The sequence below is a fragment of the Rhizobium sp. BK181 genome (assembly GCF_014193305.1).
Taxonomy (GTDB): domain Bacteria; phylum Pseudomonadota; class Alphaproteobacteria; order Rhizobiales; family Rhizobiaceae; genus Rhizobium.
Genome location: NZ_JACHZA010000001.1, coordinates 1031790 through 1048196, shown reverse-complemented (window position 1 = coordinate 1048196; position 16407 = coordinate 1031790). Strand labels below are relative to the sequence as shown.

The following is a 16407-nucleotide window of genomic DNA, read 5'->3' as shown; positions in this document are numbered from 1 at the left end:
ATTGAGGCCGGCTGGCTAGCTTGGCGCAACATTGCGACGCGATGGTGCAATGGGCGCTGCATAGGCAGCGATTCATGGCGCATGGCCGGAGGAAATATGCTGAGGAATACGGTGCAAGCGTTTGCGTTGTGCGCGGTCATGGCAACGCTTGCCAGCTGCGTCGACGCCAATATGCCGACACTTGTACCCGTTGCATGGCCTTCCGACCCGCCGCTCAATCTGCCGGCAGTCGCCCATCACATCTGCACCGGTGACAGCAATTTCATGTACCGCGAATCAAAGAAGCAGTACGAGCTGCGCGCCGGAATGGGCCGCTATCCGATCGATCCCGCCCAGCAGGAAGCGACCGCGATCGCCGCGGCGCAACGGCAGTATGTTACCTGCCTGTCGAGCCAAGGGTATCGAATTTACGGCCGATAAGCTCGCTGGCTGAAGCCTGCCGTCTAGCCCGCTGTGGCGCCTGCCGCGTCAGCCCGCTTCACGCGCAATCGCCGCTGATCACGACTGCAGGAGGGAACGTGTGATCGCGGAACTTTGCTACGCAGGAACGCATTTTTCTCTGATAAATCCAGGAAGGAGGATTTATCATGAAAATGTCCAGCTTTGCTTTCTCCCTGTCAGCCGGAGCGCTCCTCCTACTGCCATCAACTGTTCCCGTTCAGGCGGCGCCTGTGCAGCAGGTTCCTCTCGCGACCGCCTCGAACGTCGAAATGGTGCAGTACAATCAGCAGCGGGCGGGCTATTTCAACGGCTATCGCGGCTCGCGCACTGAGCGCGCCGGCACCCGCCGCGGGCCAGATGGCTACTGGTATCCGTTGGCTGCCTTCGGTGTTGAGGGCGGTACGACAGGTTCCATCGGCACTCAGCCGGTGCGACCCATGCAGCGCCAGACCTACTGCCAGAACACGTTTGGCGGCACCAACGGTGATGGCAGCATGCCCTGCGACAACGGCTACTGATGACGTAGCGTCTGAATGTGAGGCGGGATAGCTCCCGCCTTCACATTCACTGCTTCCTCAACTGCTGGTGATACTTTTTCGAGGTTCGTCGGCGAAGGGCGACTCGCAACAGATCGTATTGGTGCTCCGCCGTTTGGCCCACTGCCGCAGTCGAGCTCCACATCAATTCGCGTTCCGCAGCGTAGACGTTCCCCGGCCAGTTCGCATAATTCGGCGTGATAGCAATTGGCGAGAGTTCGAGTCACTGGGCCCCTCATCGGTCCTCGAATGGGAATTCTGACGTTTCATCGCGCAATTCCGGCAGATTGAGCGCTCTATTCGCCCAAAAAATTGACTAGTTGATCAAAAATGCCACAAAAAGAGGCCAGCCGCAGTCACGAGGTATGCGTTATTTGCATTGCTGCGTTGCGGTAATCTCCCTATTCCTGATCGAAACAATGGGCTATCTATTACCTCGAAGGCAGCGCACTCCTCCTCCCAGCGCTCCTTCATCGGACTGACAACACTCCTCCTCCCAGTTGTCAGTCAGGATCAAGAGCCCGGTGCACCTCCTCCCGCACCGGGCTCTTTTCTATTTTGCCTCCTGCATCGACAAATCGTGGCATATCGCTCGCAGAGACGTGCGCCGTCGCGCTACATTGCTTGGCGTGTAGCGGGCGGTGGGCTGCCGCAAGTCCGCATCAACGAAAATTCCCCATAGGCAACCGCCGACGATCTGATATATCAGGCTGATAACATGACGCGGATGCCGAAGCTGCTTCGGCCGACATGATACGACATGCTTGAGAGGAGTTGACTGATGAGATGGACGCGCACGATCCAGCTTCTGGATGTTCACGCTGAAGGGGAGATCGGCAAGGTCGCAATCGGCGGCGTGCCGAAGATCCCTGGCAATACGGTCGCCGAACAACTGAACTGGCTGAACACCGATCCAAAGGGTCAGGAACTCCGTCGTTTCCTCTGCCTCGAGCCACGCGGCGCTCCGATCGGCTCCGTCAATCTGCTGCTGCCGCCGAAGCATCCGGATGCCGATGCGGCTTTCATCATCCTGCAGCCCGATCAGGCGCACGCCAGCTCGGGTTCGAACTCGATTTGCGTCACGACGGCATTGCTGGAATCCGGCATCGTCGAGATGAAGGAGCCGGAAACCATCGTCACGCTGGAGACGGCCGCCGGCCTCGTCAAGGCGACAGCGACCTGCCGCGATGGGCGTTGCGAGAAGGTCAAGCTCACCATGGTCCCGTCTTTCGTGCAGGAACTCGACGTTGACGTCGACACGCCGCACTGGGGCAAGATCAAGGTCGATATTTGCTATGGGGGCATCTTCTACGCGCTGGTCGATGTCGAACAGATCAATCTGACAATCGAGAAGGGCAATGCCGCGGCTCTCGTACAGGCCGGCATGGTGTTGAAGGAGCTGATCAATCGCAGCATCGAGGTCGTCCATCCGGAAATTCCGGCAATCTCCGGCGTTGCCTATGTCATGTTCCGCGACCTTGAGGCCGACGGTACCGTTCGCACCTGCACCACGATGTGGCCGGGTCGCGCCGATCGCTCGCCCTGCGGCACGGGCAATTCCGCCAACCTCGCGGCGCGGCATGCGCGCGGCCAGGCGAAGGTCGGCGATGTCTTCAAGTCGCGTTCGATCATCGGCTCGGAGTTCGAAGTCGGATTGCTGGCGGAAACCGAAGTTGCTGGTCGTCCCGCAATTGTCCCGACGATTGCGGGTCGCGGGTTCACCTTCGGTCTTTCGCAGGTCGCGCTCGACCCCTTCGATCCGCATCCAGGCGGCTTTGCATTGACGGACGTCTGGGGGCCTTTGGCGGGCGAGATCTGACGCTCAGTAAGTGAAGGGGTCGACCTCTGCCTTTTCAACGGCGTGGTCGCCCACCTGCTCCGGGTAGATGACACCCTTGCGCAGGATGACATTGGCGTAAAGCCGTGGTTCGCTGGTCTGGATCACGGCATGGGCGGCCCGCACGCGATTGTAAAAGTCGGCGCCAACGAGCGGCACCACTTGTCGGTGCGGCTCGTGACGGGCGCAGCAGTCGATCATTTCCTCATGCACAGGATCGAGTTTGTCGCGATCGGCCTTGACGGTGGAGCGGAAGATCGCGTCCGGCACGAAATCGTCAATCGGCAGGACGCTCAAGACGGCGTCGAGAACGCGCACGATGCCATGGCCATCGAGGCGAATCAGCCGCCGCGCATGCTCGACACCCGGATAGTTGCCGTCGACGATCGCGATCTCGTCGCCATGCCCCATGGCACGCAGCGTCGAAAGCAGTTCGGGGCTCAGAAGCGGGTTAAGTCCCTTCAGCATATTCGACCTCCTTGAATAGAACGTTCTGGTCCGTGAGGTAGCGCGCGAAGATCGGCAGGCTGGCGCCGCCGATGGCGCGCGCATGGGCGCCAACCGCTCCCTCGATGATATCAGGCATGACAACACCCTGAAGGTCGAGGAGATCCGCCTCGCGGATCGTCGCCTGCACGATCCGCTCCCGCACCCATCCGGGAAAGCCGCCGTCGATGACGGCCGCACTGAAGTCGATGATAGACGCCGCGGCGACGATTGCCTGCGCGAGCGCTTTGGCGGTGTCCTGGATCCACGTTTCGAGCGGCTCGCCGAAATCGATCCAGTCGTCGGCAGAATACCACAGCGGCTGCGGGTCAATGCCGCGTTCGCGCAGCATGTTTTCCAGCACGAAGATCGAGGCGACCTCCAGCAGCTGCAGCGTCTCACCGTTCTTGCCGCGGACGGGAAGGGGGCCAATGGCTCCGGCCGTGCCGGTGCGTCCGGAAAAGATCGCAGAATTGAGAACGATGCCGCCGCCGATGAAGGAACCGATGAAGAAATAGACGAAGTCGGGATAGGAGGGGCCGATACCGAACACGAGCTCGGCGCCGCAGGCGCTTGTCGCATCGTTCTGCAGGTAGACCGGATAGGGAACGCGCGCAGCAATCTCGGCATGGAGATCGAAGTCGCGCCACACGTCCATGGCTCCCTTGGGAGAACCGACCTCTTCCTCCCAGTTCCAGAGTTCGAACGGGGCGGCAATGCCGATGCCTGCGATGCGTCTGCGCTGCTTCTCGTCGAGCCGGCCTTCGAGCTCTTGGATGCCGGAGGTGATGAAGTCCAGGAAAGTATCGGGCAGCGGATAGGCGTAGGTCTTGTGCAGTTGCAGGCGGATCTGGCCAAGGAAATCCATCAGCACCAAGTCGGCGCTGCGTCGGCCCATTTTTACGCCGAACGAGTAGACCGCATCCGGATTGAGGCGCATCGGGATCGATGGTTGACCAACCCGACCGCGCACCGGCTCGCCGCGGGAGAGCAGCCCTTCCTTCTCCAGCGCCCGCATGATGACGGAGACCGTCTGCGCTGAAAGACCGGTTCGACGTGCAATATCCGCCTTCGACTGGGAGCCGTAGAGGCGCACCAGCGACAGCACAAGCCGCTCGTTATAAGCGCGCACCCTGATCTGGTTCGCGCCCCCGGCCGGACTCAAAATAGGCAGTTGGGCCGGTGTCTGCACCGGACCGTCCAAAGACGACATAGCCGCTCCTCCCGCCTCTTGGTCTATGCTCCATTTTTGCCAAGCATGCCATACGGAATTAATAATTCAATTGGATTTATTTATTGACAAGGCGATTTCTTTCGCTCTTAATTGCCATCGTCAACGGCACGGAACGGCTTGGGGGAGGCCGCCGGCGAGACCGCAGCGGTTCTTGTGCTTGTCAATTCCGGCACCGCCTGGGGCGGGTCGGCAAATCTCTGGGAGGACTCAATGAAGAAATCAGTGCTTTCCGCCGCGCTCGGCGCGCTCGCTCTAGGGGTCGCCTTCTCGGCGCCTGCCATGGCAGCTGACGTTTCGGCCTGCCTCATCACCAAGACCGACACCAATCCCTTCTTCGTGAAGATGAAGGAAGGCGCGACGGCCAAGGCCAAGGAACTGGGCGTCACGCTGAAGTCCTACGCTGGCAAGATCGATGGTGACAGCGAAAGCCAGGTTGCCGCGATCGAAAGCTGCATTGCCGACGGCGCAAAGGGTATCCTGATCACCGCGTCCGACACCAAGGGCATCGTTCCCTCGGTCAAGAAGGCTCGCGACGCAGGCCTGTTGGTCATCGCACTCGACACGCCGCTCGATCCGGCTGACGCTGCCGACGCAACCTTCGCAACCGACAACCTGCTCGCTGGCAAGCTGATCGGTCAGTGGGCGAAGGAAACGCTCGGCGACAAGGCAAAGGATGCCAAGGTCGGCTTCCTCGACCTGACGCCATCGCAGCCGACCGTCGACGTCCTGCGTGACCAGGGCTTCATGATGGGCTTCGGCATCGACACCAAGGATCCGAACAAGATTGGCGATGAAGACGATGCGCGCATCGTCGGTCACGACGTAACGAACGGCAACGAAGAAGGCGGCCGCAAGGCCATGGAAAACCTTCTGCAGAAGGATCCGAGCATCAACGTCATTCACACGATCAACGAGCCGGCTGCTGTTGGCGCCTACCAGGCCCTCAAGGCTGTCGGCATGGAAAAGAACGTTCTGATCGTCTCGGTTGACGGCGGTTGCCCGGGTGTGAAGTCGGTCAAGGAAGGCGTGATCGGCGCTACCTCGCAGCAGTATCCGCTGCTGATGGCGTCGCTCGGCATCGAGGCGATCAAGAAGTTTGCCGACAGCGGTGAAAAGCCGAAGCCGACCGAAGGCAAGTCCTTCTTCGACACCGGCGTTTCGCTGGTGACCGACAAGCCGGTTTCGGGCCTCGAGTCGATCGACACGAAGGTCGGCACCGACAAGTGCTGGGGCTAAATCCCGCGATATAACTTACCGCCGGCCGGGGCTTGATCCTCGGCCGGTTTCGACCGACCATAGCTGTTGTCTCGGGAGCCGGCGAACAAAGACCGGAGCGATATGGGGCAGGGCTTCCGCGCGCGGTTTGGCGCGAAAGCGGAGGAGAAACAATGACCGGAGCACAAGACTTCGAACGGGTGCTTGACGGAAGCGACAAGAATGTCGCGTCGTTCGAGCATCAAGCCGTACCATTTGTGAAGCGTGCGCAGCACTTCCTGCACTCGACGCCGGCCGCCGTGCCGCTGATCGTGCTCGTGCTGTCGATCATTATCTTCGGGATCGCGCTTGGCGGACGCTTCTTCTCGTCCTACACGCTGACGCTTATTCTCCAGCAGATCGCCATCGTCGGTATTCTCGGCGCCGCGCAGACTCTGGTTATTCTCACAGCGGGTATCGATCTCTCGATCGGCGTGATCATGGTTATTTCGGCCGTTATCATGGGCAATTGCGCCATCACCTATGGCATTCCAACGCCCATCGCGGTGCTGGCCGGCCTGCTGGTCGGCGGCCTTTGCGGTCTACTGAACGGCTTCCTCGTCGCGTTCATGAAGCTGCCGCCGTTCATCGTGACGCTTGGTACGTGGAACATCGTGATGGCCACGAACTTCATCTATTCCGCCAACGAAACGATCCGCGACACCGATGTCGACACGCAGGCGCCGTTGCTGCATTTCTTTGCAATCAGCTTCAGGCTCGGCAGTGCAGTCCTGACGCTCGGCGTCATTGCCATGGTGCTGCTCGTCCTTGCGCTCTGGTATATCCTCAACCACACCGCTTGGGGCCGCCACGTCTACGCCGTCGGCGATGATCCCGAAGCGGCAAAGCTTTCGGGTATCCAGACGAAGAGCGTCCTGCTCACGGTCTATACGGTTTCGGGTGTGATTGCCGCCTTCGCAGCCTGGGTCTCGATCGGCCGAAATGGCTCGATCTCTCCCTCGTCAGCAGTCACGGATTATAACCTGCAGGCCATCACGGCAACCGTGATCGGCGGCATCTCGCTCTTCGGTGGCCGCGGCTCGATCCTCGGCACCCTGTTCGGCGCGATGATCGTCGGCGTTGTCTCGATGGGCCTCAACATGCTCGGCGCCGATCCGCAGTGGAAGGTGTTGCTCACCGGCGTGCTCATCATCGCCGCAGTCGCAATCGACCAGTGGATCAGAAAGGTGTCGGTGTAATATGGCGAACGAACCTCTTCTCTCGGCACGCGGTCTGGTCAAGCGCTACGGACGCGTTACCGCGCTCGATCATGCCGATTTCGATCTGTACCCAGGCGAGATCCTGGCCGTCATCGGCGACAACGGTGCCGGCAAATCGTCGCTCATCAAGGCGATCTCCGGCGCCATCACGCCCGATGAAGGCGAGATCACTCTGGAGGGCAAGACTGTCAACTTCAAGTCGCCGATGGAGGCGCGCGAAGCCGGCATCGAGACGGTCTACCAGAACCTCGCCTTGTCGCCGGCGCTGTCGATCGCGGACAATATGTTCCTCGGTCGCGAGATTCGCAGGCCTGGCATCCTCGGCAGCTGGTTCCGCATGCTCGACCGCCCGGCGATGGAAAAACGGGCTCGCGACAAGCTGACCGAGCTTGGCCTGATGACCATCCAGAACATCAACCAGGCCGTCGAAACCCTTTCGGGCGGCCAGCGCCAGGGTGTGGCGGTGGCGCGGGCGGCCGCCTTCGGATCGAAGGTCGTCATCATGGACGAGCCAACGGCGGCTCTTGGCGTCAAGGAAAGCCGCAAGGTGCTGGAACTAATCCTCGACGTCCGTTCGCGCGGCTTGCCGATCGTGCTGATCTCTCACAACATGCCGCACGTTTTCGAGGTTGCCGACCGCATCCATATCCATCGGCTTGGACGTCGCCTCACGGTCATCAATCCGAAGGAATATACGATGTCGGACGCCGTCGCCTTCATGACCGGCGCCAAGGCCGCTCCGACGGAGCCGGTCGCCGCATGAGCGTAACGATCGATGAAATCGCCGGCGACGTCGTCAGCCGCGCCGGCGATGTAAAGCGCTTCCTGATTGCCATCGCCGGCCCGCCCGGCGCTGGCAAGTCGACCATGGCGGACAATCTCGCCGACGCCCTCAGAGCTAGAGGAGAGACGGCCGAGGTCCTGCCGATGGACGGCTTTCATATCGACAATGCCATCCTCATCGAACGTGGCCTGCTTTCCCGCAAGGGTATCCCGGAGACCTTCGATGTCCGCGGCTTCCTCGATATCATCCGCGCCGTGCGTCCGGCCGACCAGGAAGTGTTGATCCCGGTTTTCGATCGTTCCCGCGAACTTGCCATCGCCTCGGCGCGCGTCGTCTCGCCGGAACATCGGTTTATCATCGTCGAAGGCAACTACCTGCTGTTCAGCCAAGGCAAATGGGCGGAGCTCGAAGGCATCTTCGACTACTCGGTCATGCTTGCGCCACCGATCGAGGTGCTCGAGGAACGGCTGTGGGAGCGTTGGCGGGGCTACAAGCTCAGCGAAGAGGAAGCGAGCGCCAAGGTCTATGGCAACGACCTCCCCAATGGCCGGCTGATCCTCGGTAACCGCCGTAGGGCGGACGTAACGCTTGAGGTAGCCTGATCCGCCTCTGCTGGGGCAAGCAGCCTTGCGGCAATAGATGGAATCGTTGCACGCTCGCCTACATGCAACTTCCGCTTTGTGAGCGGAACGCCTGGACATGGAGGGATAGCGCATGAGCTTCACCGAAGCAGTCTCGTCAGTCTTCTCTAAATATGCCGTTTTCAGCGGGCGCGCCGGGCGACCGGAATTTTGGTGGTTTGCGCTCTTCAACGTTATCGCATCGCTGATCCTGGCCGTCGTCGACTATCTTCTTTTCCGTCACGAGATCCTTGGCGCAATCTACGGGCTTGCCGTCCTGCTTCCCGGCTTGGGCGTGGCGATCCGCCGCCTTCATGATGTCGGCCGCTCCGGCTGGTGGATCCTCGTCGGCATCATTCCGTTGGTAGGCTGGATCGTTTTGCTCGTCTGGTATCTCAGCCCCGGCACATCAGGCGTCAACGAATACGGTTCACCATCTGCTTGAAAGAGCCGTGGGCAAAATGTTTGCCATGCCCCGCTTCGGGGTGATAATGCGCAGGGCTGAACGTTATCAGCAGCCCGCGGAGTTTCAGCGCATGCAATCGATCACCATCCGTCGCCCCGATGATTGGCACCTTCACCTGCGTGATGGAGCCATGTTGGAAGGTGTGATTGGTGATACCAGCCGCGACTTTGCCCGCGCGATCATCATGCCGAACCTGGTGCCCCCGGTGGTCACCACCGCGGATGCTGAAGCCTATCGCGGTCGCATCATGGCGGCACTACCAAAGGGCGACAGGTTCCAGCCGCTGATGACGCTCTATCTGACGGAACATACCAACCCAGATGACGTCGAAGTCGGCAAGACAAGCGGGCTCATCACCGCGGTCAAGCTCTACCCGGCTGGTGCGACGACCAACTCGCATGGCGGCGTGCGCGATATCGAAAAGGCGATGCCGGTGCTGGAGCGGATGGCGAAGATCGGCCTTCCGCTTTGCGTTCACGGCGAGGTGACAACACCTGAGGTTGACATCTTCGATCGCGAAGCGGTGTTCATTGAAACGGTGCTCGACCCCCTGCGCAAGCGTCTGCCCGAACTCAAGGTCACGATGGAGCACGTGACCACCAAGGACGGCATCGACTACATCAAGTCTGCGAAGGCCAATCTTGCAGGGTCGATCACGACGCACCACCTGATCATCAACCGCAACGCCATTCTCGTCGGCGGTATCCGCCCGCATTACTATTGCCTGCCGGTCGCTAAGCGCGAAAATCATCGCCTTGCGTTGCGTGCCGCCGCAACGAGCGGCGATCCGCGCTTCTTCCTCGGCACGGATTCGGCTCCGCATGTCGATCCGTTGAAGGAATGCGCCTGCGGCTGCGCCGGCATCTACACCTCGATCAATACGATGAGCTGCCTTGCGCATGTCTTCGAACAGGAAAACGCTCTCGACAAGCTTGAGACCTTTGCGTCGCTGAACGGACCCGTCTGGTATGGTCTGCCGGTGAACGAGGAAAGAATAACGCTGGTCAAGCGTGAAGAGCCGGTCAATTTTCCAGGTAAAGTTGAAACCGGCGCGGGCCTCGTTACTGTTTTCGATCCAATGTTCCCGCTCCATTGGGACGTTGAGCGGTAGGATTTGCTGGCATCACGCAATTTTTACTGCCGCTGTTCTTTCAGGGCGGCGGCAATGTGCTGTCCGCGCCTTATTGTTGATTTAAATGCATGAATTTTTAATGAAATAGGTAAGACATTCCTCATAGCAGACTCGTAGGCTTCGCACGAATGAGGGGCGCGGCAGCCGTCGCGATAAAGCATGACGCTTGATTACAATTCCCTTTTGATGGCGCTTGCAGTCTCGGCCACGTGTCTTGCTGTCACGCTGCTCGGGAGTTGGTTTGCGCGCCGGACCGAGACTTTTCTCTTAACCTGTACCTTCGGTCTTGTTCTGATCGTCAGCGGCATTGTCGCCTATGGTCTTTATGTCGACGAGCCCAAGATGGGCCTTGCCGTCGTTGCCTTCGTGTTGTTCCATGCCGGCTTTGCCGCTGTTTGGGGTGCCGGCTATCAATTCCGAACTGGCAAGCTGCCGCGCATTGCCATCATTTGCTGCGCTCTCGCCGCGATGCTCGTCTCGATCCCGCTGTTGCTGTTTGGATTGGACGGGCTGGCCTTCATCGCGGATAACCTCGCGATCGCCGTATTGCTTTTTGCCACCGCCCATCAGTACTGGCGCGCGCGCGCGGAGGCGCCGGCGCCTTTGACGGGAATTACCGGCCTCTATGCCCTGACGGCGATCTCCTTTGTGCTTTGCGCCGCCGTTCTGATTGCCGATGGAAAGATGGTCCTCGGGGTTGCGCCCAGCAATTGGGCCGAGGATCTAAGCCTTGCGATCTGCATCGCCAGCATGACCGGTATCGGCGCGCTGTCGCTGGCGCTTCATCAGTGGCGGCTCGCCGCTCGCCATCGCCTGGATGCCATGACGGATCCGCTCACGGGGCTTTTGAACCGGCGGGCTCTTTTCGATCGCTATGGACAGGGCACCATGGGGCCGGCGACCGCCGTCCTGGTGTTCGATCTCGATCACTTCAAATCGATCAACGACACATTCGGACATGCCGGCGGCGACCGCGTGCTGAAGGTCTTTGCCGGCGAGCTCGCTGCGAATTGCCGGGCCGGCGATACCGCTGCCCGTTTGGGTGGCGAGGAGTTTGCGCTGGTTTTGAAAGAGATGGCGCCGGGCCGCGCCGAAATGGTGGCGGAGCGCATCCGCAAGGCATTCGCCGCCCGAGAGATCTATCTTGAGGACGAAACCCTTAAATGCACGGTCAGCGTCGGCGTCGCGCCGGGGCGATCAATGCCAATGGATTTCGACGCCATGCTGAGCGCCGCCGACAAGGCGCTCTACGAAGCCAAGCGTGCGGGTCGTAACCGGATCGAGCTTGCAAGCCGTCTCCATTCAGTACCGGCCGGACCCGTTCGCACCGGCTCTTGATCGGAAACGTCGGCTCGCCTATGGTCACAGTCGGCCGGATGCGGCCAGCCGCCCCGCGGCGCGAAAGCGCGATGGTGAATGCATCCAGATACAATCCTTCACATCCCTTGCCGTTTGGCGATCGATGGCGAACGGGTCAGCAGACGCGGGCACTGATCATCCTGTTTGCCGCCAACGGAAGGAATGAATCATGCGCGATTTTCGCGACGCCAAACTCATGGCGAAAGCGTTGCGGCAGGCAATGGCCGCCCGCAATATAGACCTCACGCACAGCGAAACTCTGGAGATCGTTGCTCGCCAATTCGGCTTCGATCAATGGAATATCCTGTCGGCCAAGCTTGACGAGCGGGAAGCGGCGCCGTCGGCCATTGCTATCCAGCCACCAATCCCGATCTTCCGCATCTTCGACGTCGACAAGACGAAGGAGTTCTATTGCGGCTTCCTCGGATTCACCCTCGATTGGGAGCACCGCTTCGGCGATCATTTCCCGCTCTACTGCCAGGTATCGAGAAGCGGCATGATCTTGCACCTCAGCGAGCATTCCGGCGATGCCAGCCCCGGCGCCCGCGCCTTCATTCCCGTCACCGGCGTTCGCGCCTTTCAGGCGGAACTTGCGGCCAAGGACTATCGCTATATGAAGCCCGGTTTGCAGGAAGCACCGTGGGGCCTGGAAATGGAGGTCATTGACCCCTTCAATAACCGGCTAACATTCTGCGAGCGGACGTAACGCCGGCAGGGCGGGAAGATCGCCCCCGCCTTTTCATATTAGTATTAGGGCGCGCACGAAGGCGATCGAGGCGAGCAGCGAGGCGACCGTCCTGACATGGTTCCACCATGTCCAGTCCTTGAGATAGCTGGTCCAGAGAGCAGTCGCCTCGGCGCCGCTGCCGCTCACCTTTGCCAAGGCGTCATTCATCGGCACGTTGAAGACGATCGTCGAGAGAAACGATGCAAGCAGATAGAGCGCTGCGCCCGCGAGCATCCAAACGCTGAGGCCACCACGCCAATGAAGGAACGCGAAGGCGGCGATCACGAGACAGAGGGCCGCCGTCGGCACGAACAGCAGCATGAAGGGCGAGCGCACGATCGTGAGGTTGATGGAGTTCATCGCGGCGATGCCCTGCTCGGGAGGAATGCGGGCAAACGAGGTCATGATGAAGGTCGAGAAGGCAAAGAAGATACCCGCGACGAGGCCGCTGCCGATCGCAGCGGCCGCCAAAACGATACCGAGAACACCTGCCACTGTCATACCCTCCATGTGCGACATGCCGCGGCATCTCGAGCATAAACACCGAAATCCCTGGCAGGGCGGCCTAGAATATCCGCGACTCCACTCGCAACCTGCGAATTTCTGCCGTCAAGCACCTGCGTGAAGAGCTCCTCGAGCAGGTCGATGATGTCTTTCGGCAGCCCGGCGGCCGCAAGACCCTCCCTGAACTCTCCCATTGAGATCTGCTCATAGCTGAGGTCCCTGCCGCTCGCTGCAGCGATCTCGGCGACGGCCTCGCGGAAGGTCAGCGCCCGCGGACCGGTCAGTTCGTAGGTCTTCCCGAGGTGTCGGGTATCGGTCAACGCAGCAACGGCCGCGTCGGCAATGTCGTCCGCATCGACGAAAGGTTCTTTCACCGCGCCCGCCGGAAGCGCCAATAGACCCGCGCCGATCGGCTCGGCAAAGGCGCCCTCGCTGAAGTTCTGGCAGAACCACGAGGCGCGCAGTATGGTGTAGCCGATGCCGGATGCCTTGAGCGCATCCTCCGCCCGGTGCGCACCTTCCTCGCCGCGACCGGACAACAGCACCATATGCGTAAGGCCACAGTCGATAGCCGTGTGGGCGAGTCTGCCGATTGCATCGGCGGCCCAAGATACGGAAAGGTCAGGCTGAAAGCTCACATAGGCGCTTTTTGCTCCGACGAGCGCTGCGGCCCAGGCGGCCGGCTTTTCCCAATCGAATGGCCGCACGCTGGAGCGGGAGGCAAAGCGGAAGCCAAGTTCTCTCTTCTTCAGCCGGTCGGCCACGCGGCCACCTGTTTTGCCTGAGCCGCCGATAAGAATGATTTCGGAATCTTGCATGCTGAACACTCCTCCGATCAAAATAAGAGAAAGTCTCCCATTTGCAAAATGAGATAAACTCTCTTATTTTGATCGTCAAGTGAAAAATGGAGAGCGGAATGGGCGACAAGGTTGCCGCCAGGCGCAGACGACAGCCGGAACAGACCGGCCAGCCACGCCGCATCCCGCAGCAGAAGCGAGGCCGGGAGCGTTTTGAGAAGATCTTGTCGGCGGCGCTGGAACTGATCGAGAGGAATGGCAGCGACGCGCTGAGAATGAGCGAGATCGTTGAAAAGGCCGAGCTATCCTTCGGGGCGCTCTATCAGTATTTCCCCGACAAGAGTTCGATCATCCGCACGCTTGCTGAGCGCTTCAACGAGCAGGGCAGGGCTTGCGTCGAGGCGGAGCTCGCAACAGTGGCGGACGCGAAGACGCTCCGCCAGGCTCTCTGCAACATCGCCGACCAGTACTACGCCTTTTTCCGGCAGGAGCCGGTGATGCGAGATATTTGGATCGCCACCCAGGCCGATCGGCTGCTGCAGCAGGTCGATGCCGAGGACATGGAGTTTCATGCCCAGGCCTTGTTTTCCGTTCTTGCAAAGCTGGAGCCGGAGCGGAGCAGAAGCGAGCTGATCGCCGTTGCCAGACTGACGATGCAGCTTCTCGCCGCCGCCGTCCGCTACGCGATTTCGCTGGATGATGCCGAGGGACAGGCCGCGATTGCCCTTTATCAACGAATGCTGCCGGCCGATATCGCGCGACTGTCTTAGCCGCTGGCGCAAGCGGCTAAGCCGGCAGGAAACTGCGCGCTGTGAAGTAGCCCATGCCTCCGAGCACGACCGCCACCGCCGACGCTTCACCGAGGGCCATCGCGTATTCCCGGCGTCCGGCCGTGAAGGCCAGTACAACCTTCGTGATGGTATTGACCGCGACGGCGATCAGGATGACATCGGCCGCCGTCGTCACATCGATCGTCGAGCCGACGAGGCGTGCCGTGGAAAGCGTGATGGCATCGACATCGACGAGGCCGGAGATTGCTGCCACGACGAAGAGCGCGGATGCCCCGACGTAGTCGATCGCCATCTTCGACACGAGGCTGATGAGACCGAGCAGCGCTGCGAAGGAGATGACGGTCGTGAGCTCGAAGGGGTTTTTCAGGTCAATCTCCGGCGCCTCGGTGGCAGTCTTGGAACGCCACGCTGCAAACAGGCCGGCGGCCACAAAACCGATGATCGCCGGGACGAGCGCTGAGGCGAGCGGTACCAGCATCGTGAAGGACAGGGCACTGGCGATGACAAGAACGCGAGCGTAGGAGAGGGCGCCAGCAATGCCAGCGCCGGCCGCAAGATGCCGCGCACCTTCAGGTGCCTCCGCTGAATAGCGGGCGAAGGACAGCGTCAAGGCCGTCGACGAAACAAGCCCGCCTGCCGCCCCGGCGAGCAGAACGCCACGACCGCTGCCCATCAATCGGATCGCGATGTAGCCGGCAAAGGACAGCGCCGCAATGGTGATCGTCAAGAGCCACAGCGAGTAGGGATTGAGCGCACCCCAGGGGTCAAGCGCTCTGTCCGGCAGCAGTGGCAGGGCAATCACGGTCATCGCGAGCAGCAGCAGGGCGGAACGGAGCTCCACCCAGGTCAACCCTCTGAGAAAGCCGTGCAGGCTGTGGCGTGCCGCGAGAATGACCGTCGTTGCGACGGCGCCGGCTGCCGCAGTCACAACGTCGCCGACGGCAGCCAGGACGCCGAGCCCGAATACCACAAGGGCGGCCACGACGGTGGTAATGCCGTAATCGTGGTTCTCCTCCGTCTCCTGCCACTTACCGGCTATGTAAACGAGACCCAACAGCACTGCGATCGTCGCAGGGAGATACGGACCCGTCATGGATTGAAGCGTTCCGGCTATTCCGCCGAGAAAGCCGGTGAGGCCGAACGTGCGGATACCCGCGGCCCTGCCTCCAGCACGGATCTGACGCTCCTGCCAGCCTCGTTCGACGCCGACGAGGAGGCCGATCGCAAGCGCCACGCCGAGGCGCTGGAAAACTTCGATATGGTCCATGGCATGACGATATCGCCGCTTTATACGCGCGCAAGCGCAAATATCTGAAAGAATTGGTGCATTGCGGCCTCAAGGCCTCGAACGCTGCGTGGCTGGAGTGCGGCGCCGGCGACACCGTTCGATCGTCAGGACGTTTTCTGAGTATCGAACCGCTGGCCGTTCTGGAAAACTGTCGCGCTTGCTGCTATTGGCCCATAGATTTGACCAAAGGAGAGAGCGATGATCCAGACGACATTCACCGACCGCGCCGCGATGGCGGAACTCGTGGCGAAGATGCTCTGGGAGATCAAGGCGGTGCATTTCAATGCTGCCCAGCCCTACAAGTTCGCGTCCGGCATGGCGAGTCCGGTCTACATCGATTGCCGCAAGCTGCTCTCTTTCCCGCGCATCCGCTCGACCGTGATGGATTTTGCCGCCAGCGTCGTGCTGCGCGAAGCCGGTTTCGAGCAGTTCGATTGCATTGCCGGTGGCGAGACCGCGGGCATCCCGTTTGCGGCACTGCTCGCCGATCGCCTCAGCCTGCCGATGATCTATGTCCGCAAGCAACCGAAGGGTCACGGCCGCAACGCACAGATCGAAGGCAACATGCCGGAGGGCTCGCGCGTCCTCGTCATCGAGGACCTGACGACGGCAGGCGGCAGCATGTTCAAGTTCATCGATGCTGTCAGGGCTGCCGGTGGCGTGGTCGATCACGGTATCGCGCTGTTTTATTACGGCATTTTCGATGAAGGCGCGTTGCGCTTTGCCGATGGCAAGGTGAAGCTGCACTACATCGCCACCTGGCGCGATGTTCTGGCGGTCGCCAAGGCGCAGAAGCTGTTCGACGAGAAGACCCTGAACGAAGTCGAAGCGTTCCTCGATGCGCCGCTCGCATGGTCCGGACGCAACGGCGGCATTTCATCACTTTGAATGAAGAATTGCGTCGCGGCGCTTTGCTTTTGCCACGAAATTA

At 60.7% G+C, this 16407-nt stretch carries 18 protein-coding genes; 13 read left to right on the top strand and 5 right to left on the bottom strand.

Annotated features, from left to right (window positions below; all coding sequences use genetic code 11):
- Nucleotides 1-96: 96 nt before the first annotated feature.
- The 3 genes from FHT77_RS05290 (at nt 97) to FHT77_RS05280 (ending at nt 2796) form a co-directional block, all read left to right on the top strand.
- Nucleotides 97-420: a hypothetical protein gene (locus tag FHT77_RS05290; protein ID WP_016552562.1), complete on the top strand. Its 324-nt coding sequence runs from the start codon at nt 97-99 to the stop codon at nt 418-420.
- Between the two features lie 167 nt (nt 421-587).
- Nucleotides 588-959: a surface protein gene (locus tag FHT77_RS05285; RefSeq protein ID WP_183753142.1), complete on the top strand. Its 372-nt coding sequence runs from the start codon at nt 588-590 to the stop codon at nt 957-959.
- A 799-nt stretch (nt 960-1758) separates the two neighbouring features.
- Nucleotides 1759-2796: a 4-hydroxyproline epimerase gene (locus FHT77_RS05280; protein WP_183753140.1), complete on the top strand. Its 1038-nt coding sequence runs from the start codon at nt 1759-1761 to the stop codon at nt 2794-2796.
- 3 nt (nt 2797-2799) lie between these two features.
- On the opposite strand, the gene FHT77_RS05275 is transcribed toward FHT77_RS05280, so the two are convergent.
- Nucleotides 2800-3282, bottom strand: coding sequence for an RbsD/FucU family protein (locus FHT77_RS05275; RefSeq protein ID WP_183753138.1), 483 nt, complete (start codon nt 3280-3282; stop codon nt 2800-2802).
- Nucleotides 3266-4513, bottom strand: coding sequence for an ROK family transcriptional regulator (locus FHT77_RS05270; protein WP_183753136.1), 1248 nt, complete (start codon nt 4511-4513; stop codon nt 3266-3268). Before FHT77_RS05270 ends, FHT77_RS05275 begins: the two co-directional genes overlap by 17 nt.
- A gap of 231 nt (nt 4514-4744) precedes the next feature.
- Between FHT77_RS05270 and FHT77_RS05265 the strand changes: the two genes are divergently transcribed.
- The 8 genes from FHT77_RS05265 to FHT77_RS05230 all read left to right on the top strand — a co-directional run bounded on the left by FHT77_RS05265 (nt 4745) and on the right by FHT77_RS05230 (nt 12075).
- Nucleotides 4745-5770 (top strand): sugar ABC transporter substrate-binding protein, encoded by a 1026-nt coding sequence (locus FHT77_RS05265; protein WP_016552567.1) that lies wholly within the window; start codon nt 4745-4747, stop codon nt 5768-5770.
- A 152-nt stretch (nt 5771-5922) separates the two neighbouring features.
- Nucleotides 5923-6987, top strand: a complete 1065-nt coding sequence (locus FHT77_RS05260; protein ID WP_183753134.1) for an ABC transporter permease — start codon at nt 5923-5925, stop codon at nt 6985-6987.
- A gap of 1 nt (nt 6988) precedes the next feature.
- Complete coding sequence (locus tag FHT77_RS05255; RefSeq protein WP_183753132.1) at nt 6989-7771, top strand: ATP-binding cassette domain-containing protein; 783 nt, start codon at nt 6989-6991, stop codon at nt 7769-7771.
- Nucleotides 7768-8394, top strand: coding sequence for a nucleoside triphosphate hydrolase (locus tag FHT77_RS05250; protein WP_183753131.1), 627 nt, complete (start codon nt 7768-7770; stop codon nt 8392-8394). Before FHT77_RS05255 ends, FHT77_RS05250 begins: the two co-directional genes overlap by 4 nt.
- Before the next feature lie 112 nt (nt 8395-8506).
- On the top strand, nt 8507-8857 hold the full coding sequence (locus FHT77_RS05245) for a DUF805 domain-containing protein (RefSeq protein WP_183753129.1): 351 nt from the start codon (nt 8507-8509) through the stop codon (nt 8855-8857).
- A gap of 91 nt (nt 8858-8948) precedes the next feature.
- Complete coding sequence (pyrC, locus tag FHT77_RS05240; protein ID WP_183753127.1) at nt 8949-9989, top strand: dihydroorotase; 1041 nt, start codon at nt 8949-8951, stop codon at nt 9987-9989.
- 180 nt (nt 9990-10169) lie between these two features.
- Nucleotides 10170-11348, top strand: coding sequence for a GGDEF domain-containing protein (locus FHT77_RS05235; RefSeq protein WP_183753125.1), 1179 nt, complete (start codon nt 10170-10172; stop codon nt 11346-11348).
- 190 nt (nt 11349-11538) lie between these two features.
- Nucleotides 11539-12075, top strand: a complete 537-nt coding sequence (locus FHT77_RS05230; protein WP_183753123.1) for a glyoxalase superfamily protein — start codon at nt 11539-11541, stop codon at nt 12073-12075.
- Nucleotides 12076-12108: 33 nt separating this feature from the next.
- Here the strand turns inward: FHT77_RS05230 and FHT77_RS05225 are convergent, their stop codons facing one another.
- Nucleotides 12109-12597, bottom strand: a complete 489-nt coding sequence (locus tag FHT77_RS05225; protein ID WP_405049503.1) for a DUF1772 domain-containing protein — start codon at nt 12595-12597, stop codon at nt 12109-12111.
- On the bottom strand, nt 12594-13418 hold the full coding sequence (locus FHT77_RS05220) for an NmrA family NAD(P)-binding protein (RefSeq protein ID WP_183753121.1): 825 nt from the start codon (nt 13416-13418) through the stop codon (nt 12594-12596). Before FHT77_RS05220 ends, FHT77_RS05225 begins: the two co-directional genes overlap by 4 nt.
- Before the next feature lie 98 nt (nt 13419-13516).
- Between FHT77_RS05220 and FHT77_RS05215 the strand changes: the two genes are divergently transcribed.
- A complete protein-coding gene (locus FHT77_RS05215) occupies nt 13517-14167 on the top strand; it encodes a TetR/AcrR family transcriptional regulator (protein ID WP_183753119.1) in 651 nt (216 codons plus the stop codon).
- Nucleotides 14168-14183: 16 nt separating this feature from the next.
- Here FHT77_RS05215 and FHT77_RS05210 read toward each other — a convergent pair whose 3' ends face one another.
- Nucleotides 14184-15455, bottom strand: coding sequence for an MgtC/SapB family protein (locus FHT77_RS05210; RefSeq protein ID WP_183753117.1), 1272 nt, complete (start codon nt 15453-15455; stop codon nt 14184-14186).
- A 219-nt stretch (nt 15456-15674) separates the two neighbouring features.
- Between FHT77_RS05210 and FHT77_RS05205 the strand changes: the two genes are divergently transcribed.
- Nucleotides 15675-16364 (top strand): orotate phosphoribosyltransferase, encoded by a 690-nt coding sequence (locus tag FHT77_RS05205; protein ID WP_183753115.1) that lies wholly within the window; start codon nt 15675-15677, stop codon nt 16362-16364.
- The last annotated feature ends 43 nt before the right edge of the window (nt 16365-16407 follow it).

Coding starts and splice junctions, on each gene's coding strand:
- FHT77_RS05290 (WP_016552562.1), top strand. CDS start 97: ATGCTGAGGAATACGGTGCAAGCGTTTGCGTTGTGCGCGGTCATGGCA.
- FHT77_RS05285 (WP_183753142.1), top strand. CDS start 588: ATGAAAATGTCCAGCTTTGCTTTCTCCCTGTCAGCCGGAGCGCTCCTC.
- FHT77_RS05280 (WP_183753140.1), top strand. CDS start 1,759: ATGAGATGGACGCGCACGATCCAGCTTCTGGATGTTCACGCTGAAGGG.
- FHT77_RS05275 (WP_183753138.1), bottom strand. CDS start 3,282: ATGCTGAAGGGACTTAACCCGCTTCTGAGCCCCGAACTGCTTTCGACG.
- FHT77_RS05270 (WP_183753136.1), bottom strand. CDS start 4,513: ATGTCGTCTTTGGACGGTCCGGTGCAGACACCGGCCCAACTGCCTATT.
- FHT77_RS05265 (WP_016552567.1), top strand. CDS start 4,745: ATGAAGAAATCAGTGCTTTCCGCCGCGCTCGGCGCGCTCGCTCTAGGG.
- FHT77_RS05260 (WP_183753134.1), top strand. CDS start 5,923: ATGACCGGAGCACAAGACTTCGAACGGGTGCTTGACGGAAGCGACAAG.
- FHT77_RS05255 (WP_183753132.1), top strand. CDS start 6,989: ATGGCGAACGAACCTCTTCTCTCGGCACGCGGTCTGGTCAAGCGCTAC.
- FHT77_RS05250 (WP_183753131.1), top strand. CDS start 7,768: ATGAGCGTAACGATCGATGAAATCGCCGGCGACGTCGTCAGCCGCGCC.
- FHT77_RS05245 (WP_183753129.1), top strand. CDS start 8,507: ATGAGCTTCACCGAAGCAGTCTCGTCAGTCTTCTCTAAATATGCCGTT.
- pyrC (WP_183753127.1), top strand. CDS start 8,949: ATGCAATCGATCACCATCCGTCGCCCCGATGATTGGCACCTTCACCTG.
- FHT77_RS05235 (WP_183753125.1), top strand. CDS start 10,170: ATGACGCTTGATTACAATTCCCTTTTGATGGCGCTTGCAGTCTCGGCC.
- FHT77_RS05230 (WP_183753123.1), top strand. CDS start 11,539: ATGCGCGATTTTCGCGACGCCAAACTCATGGCGAAAGCGTTGCGGCAG.
- FHT77_RS05225 (WP_405049503.1), bottom strand. CDS start 12,597: ATGACAGTGGCAGGTGTTCTCGGTATCGTTTTGGCGGCCGCTGCGATC.
- FHT77_RS05220 (WP_183753121.1), bottom strand. CDS start 13,418: ATGCAAGATTCCGAAATCATTCTTATCGGCGGCTCAGGCAAAACAGGT.
- FHT77_RS05215 (WP_183753119.1), top strand. CDS start 13,517: ATGGGCGACAAGGTTGCCGCCAGGCGCAGACGACAGCCGGAACAGACC.
- FHT77_RS05210 (WP_183753117.1), bottom strand. CDS start 15,455: ATGGACCATATCGAAGTTTTCCAGCGCCTCGGCGTGGCGCTTGCGATC.
- FHT77_RS05205 (WP_183753115.1), top strand. CDS start 15,675: ATGATCCAGACGACATTCACCGACCGCGCCGCGATGGCGGAACTCGTG.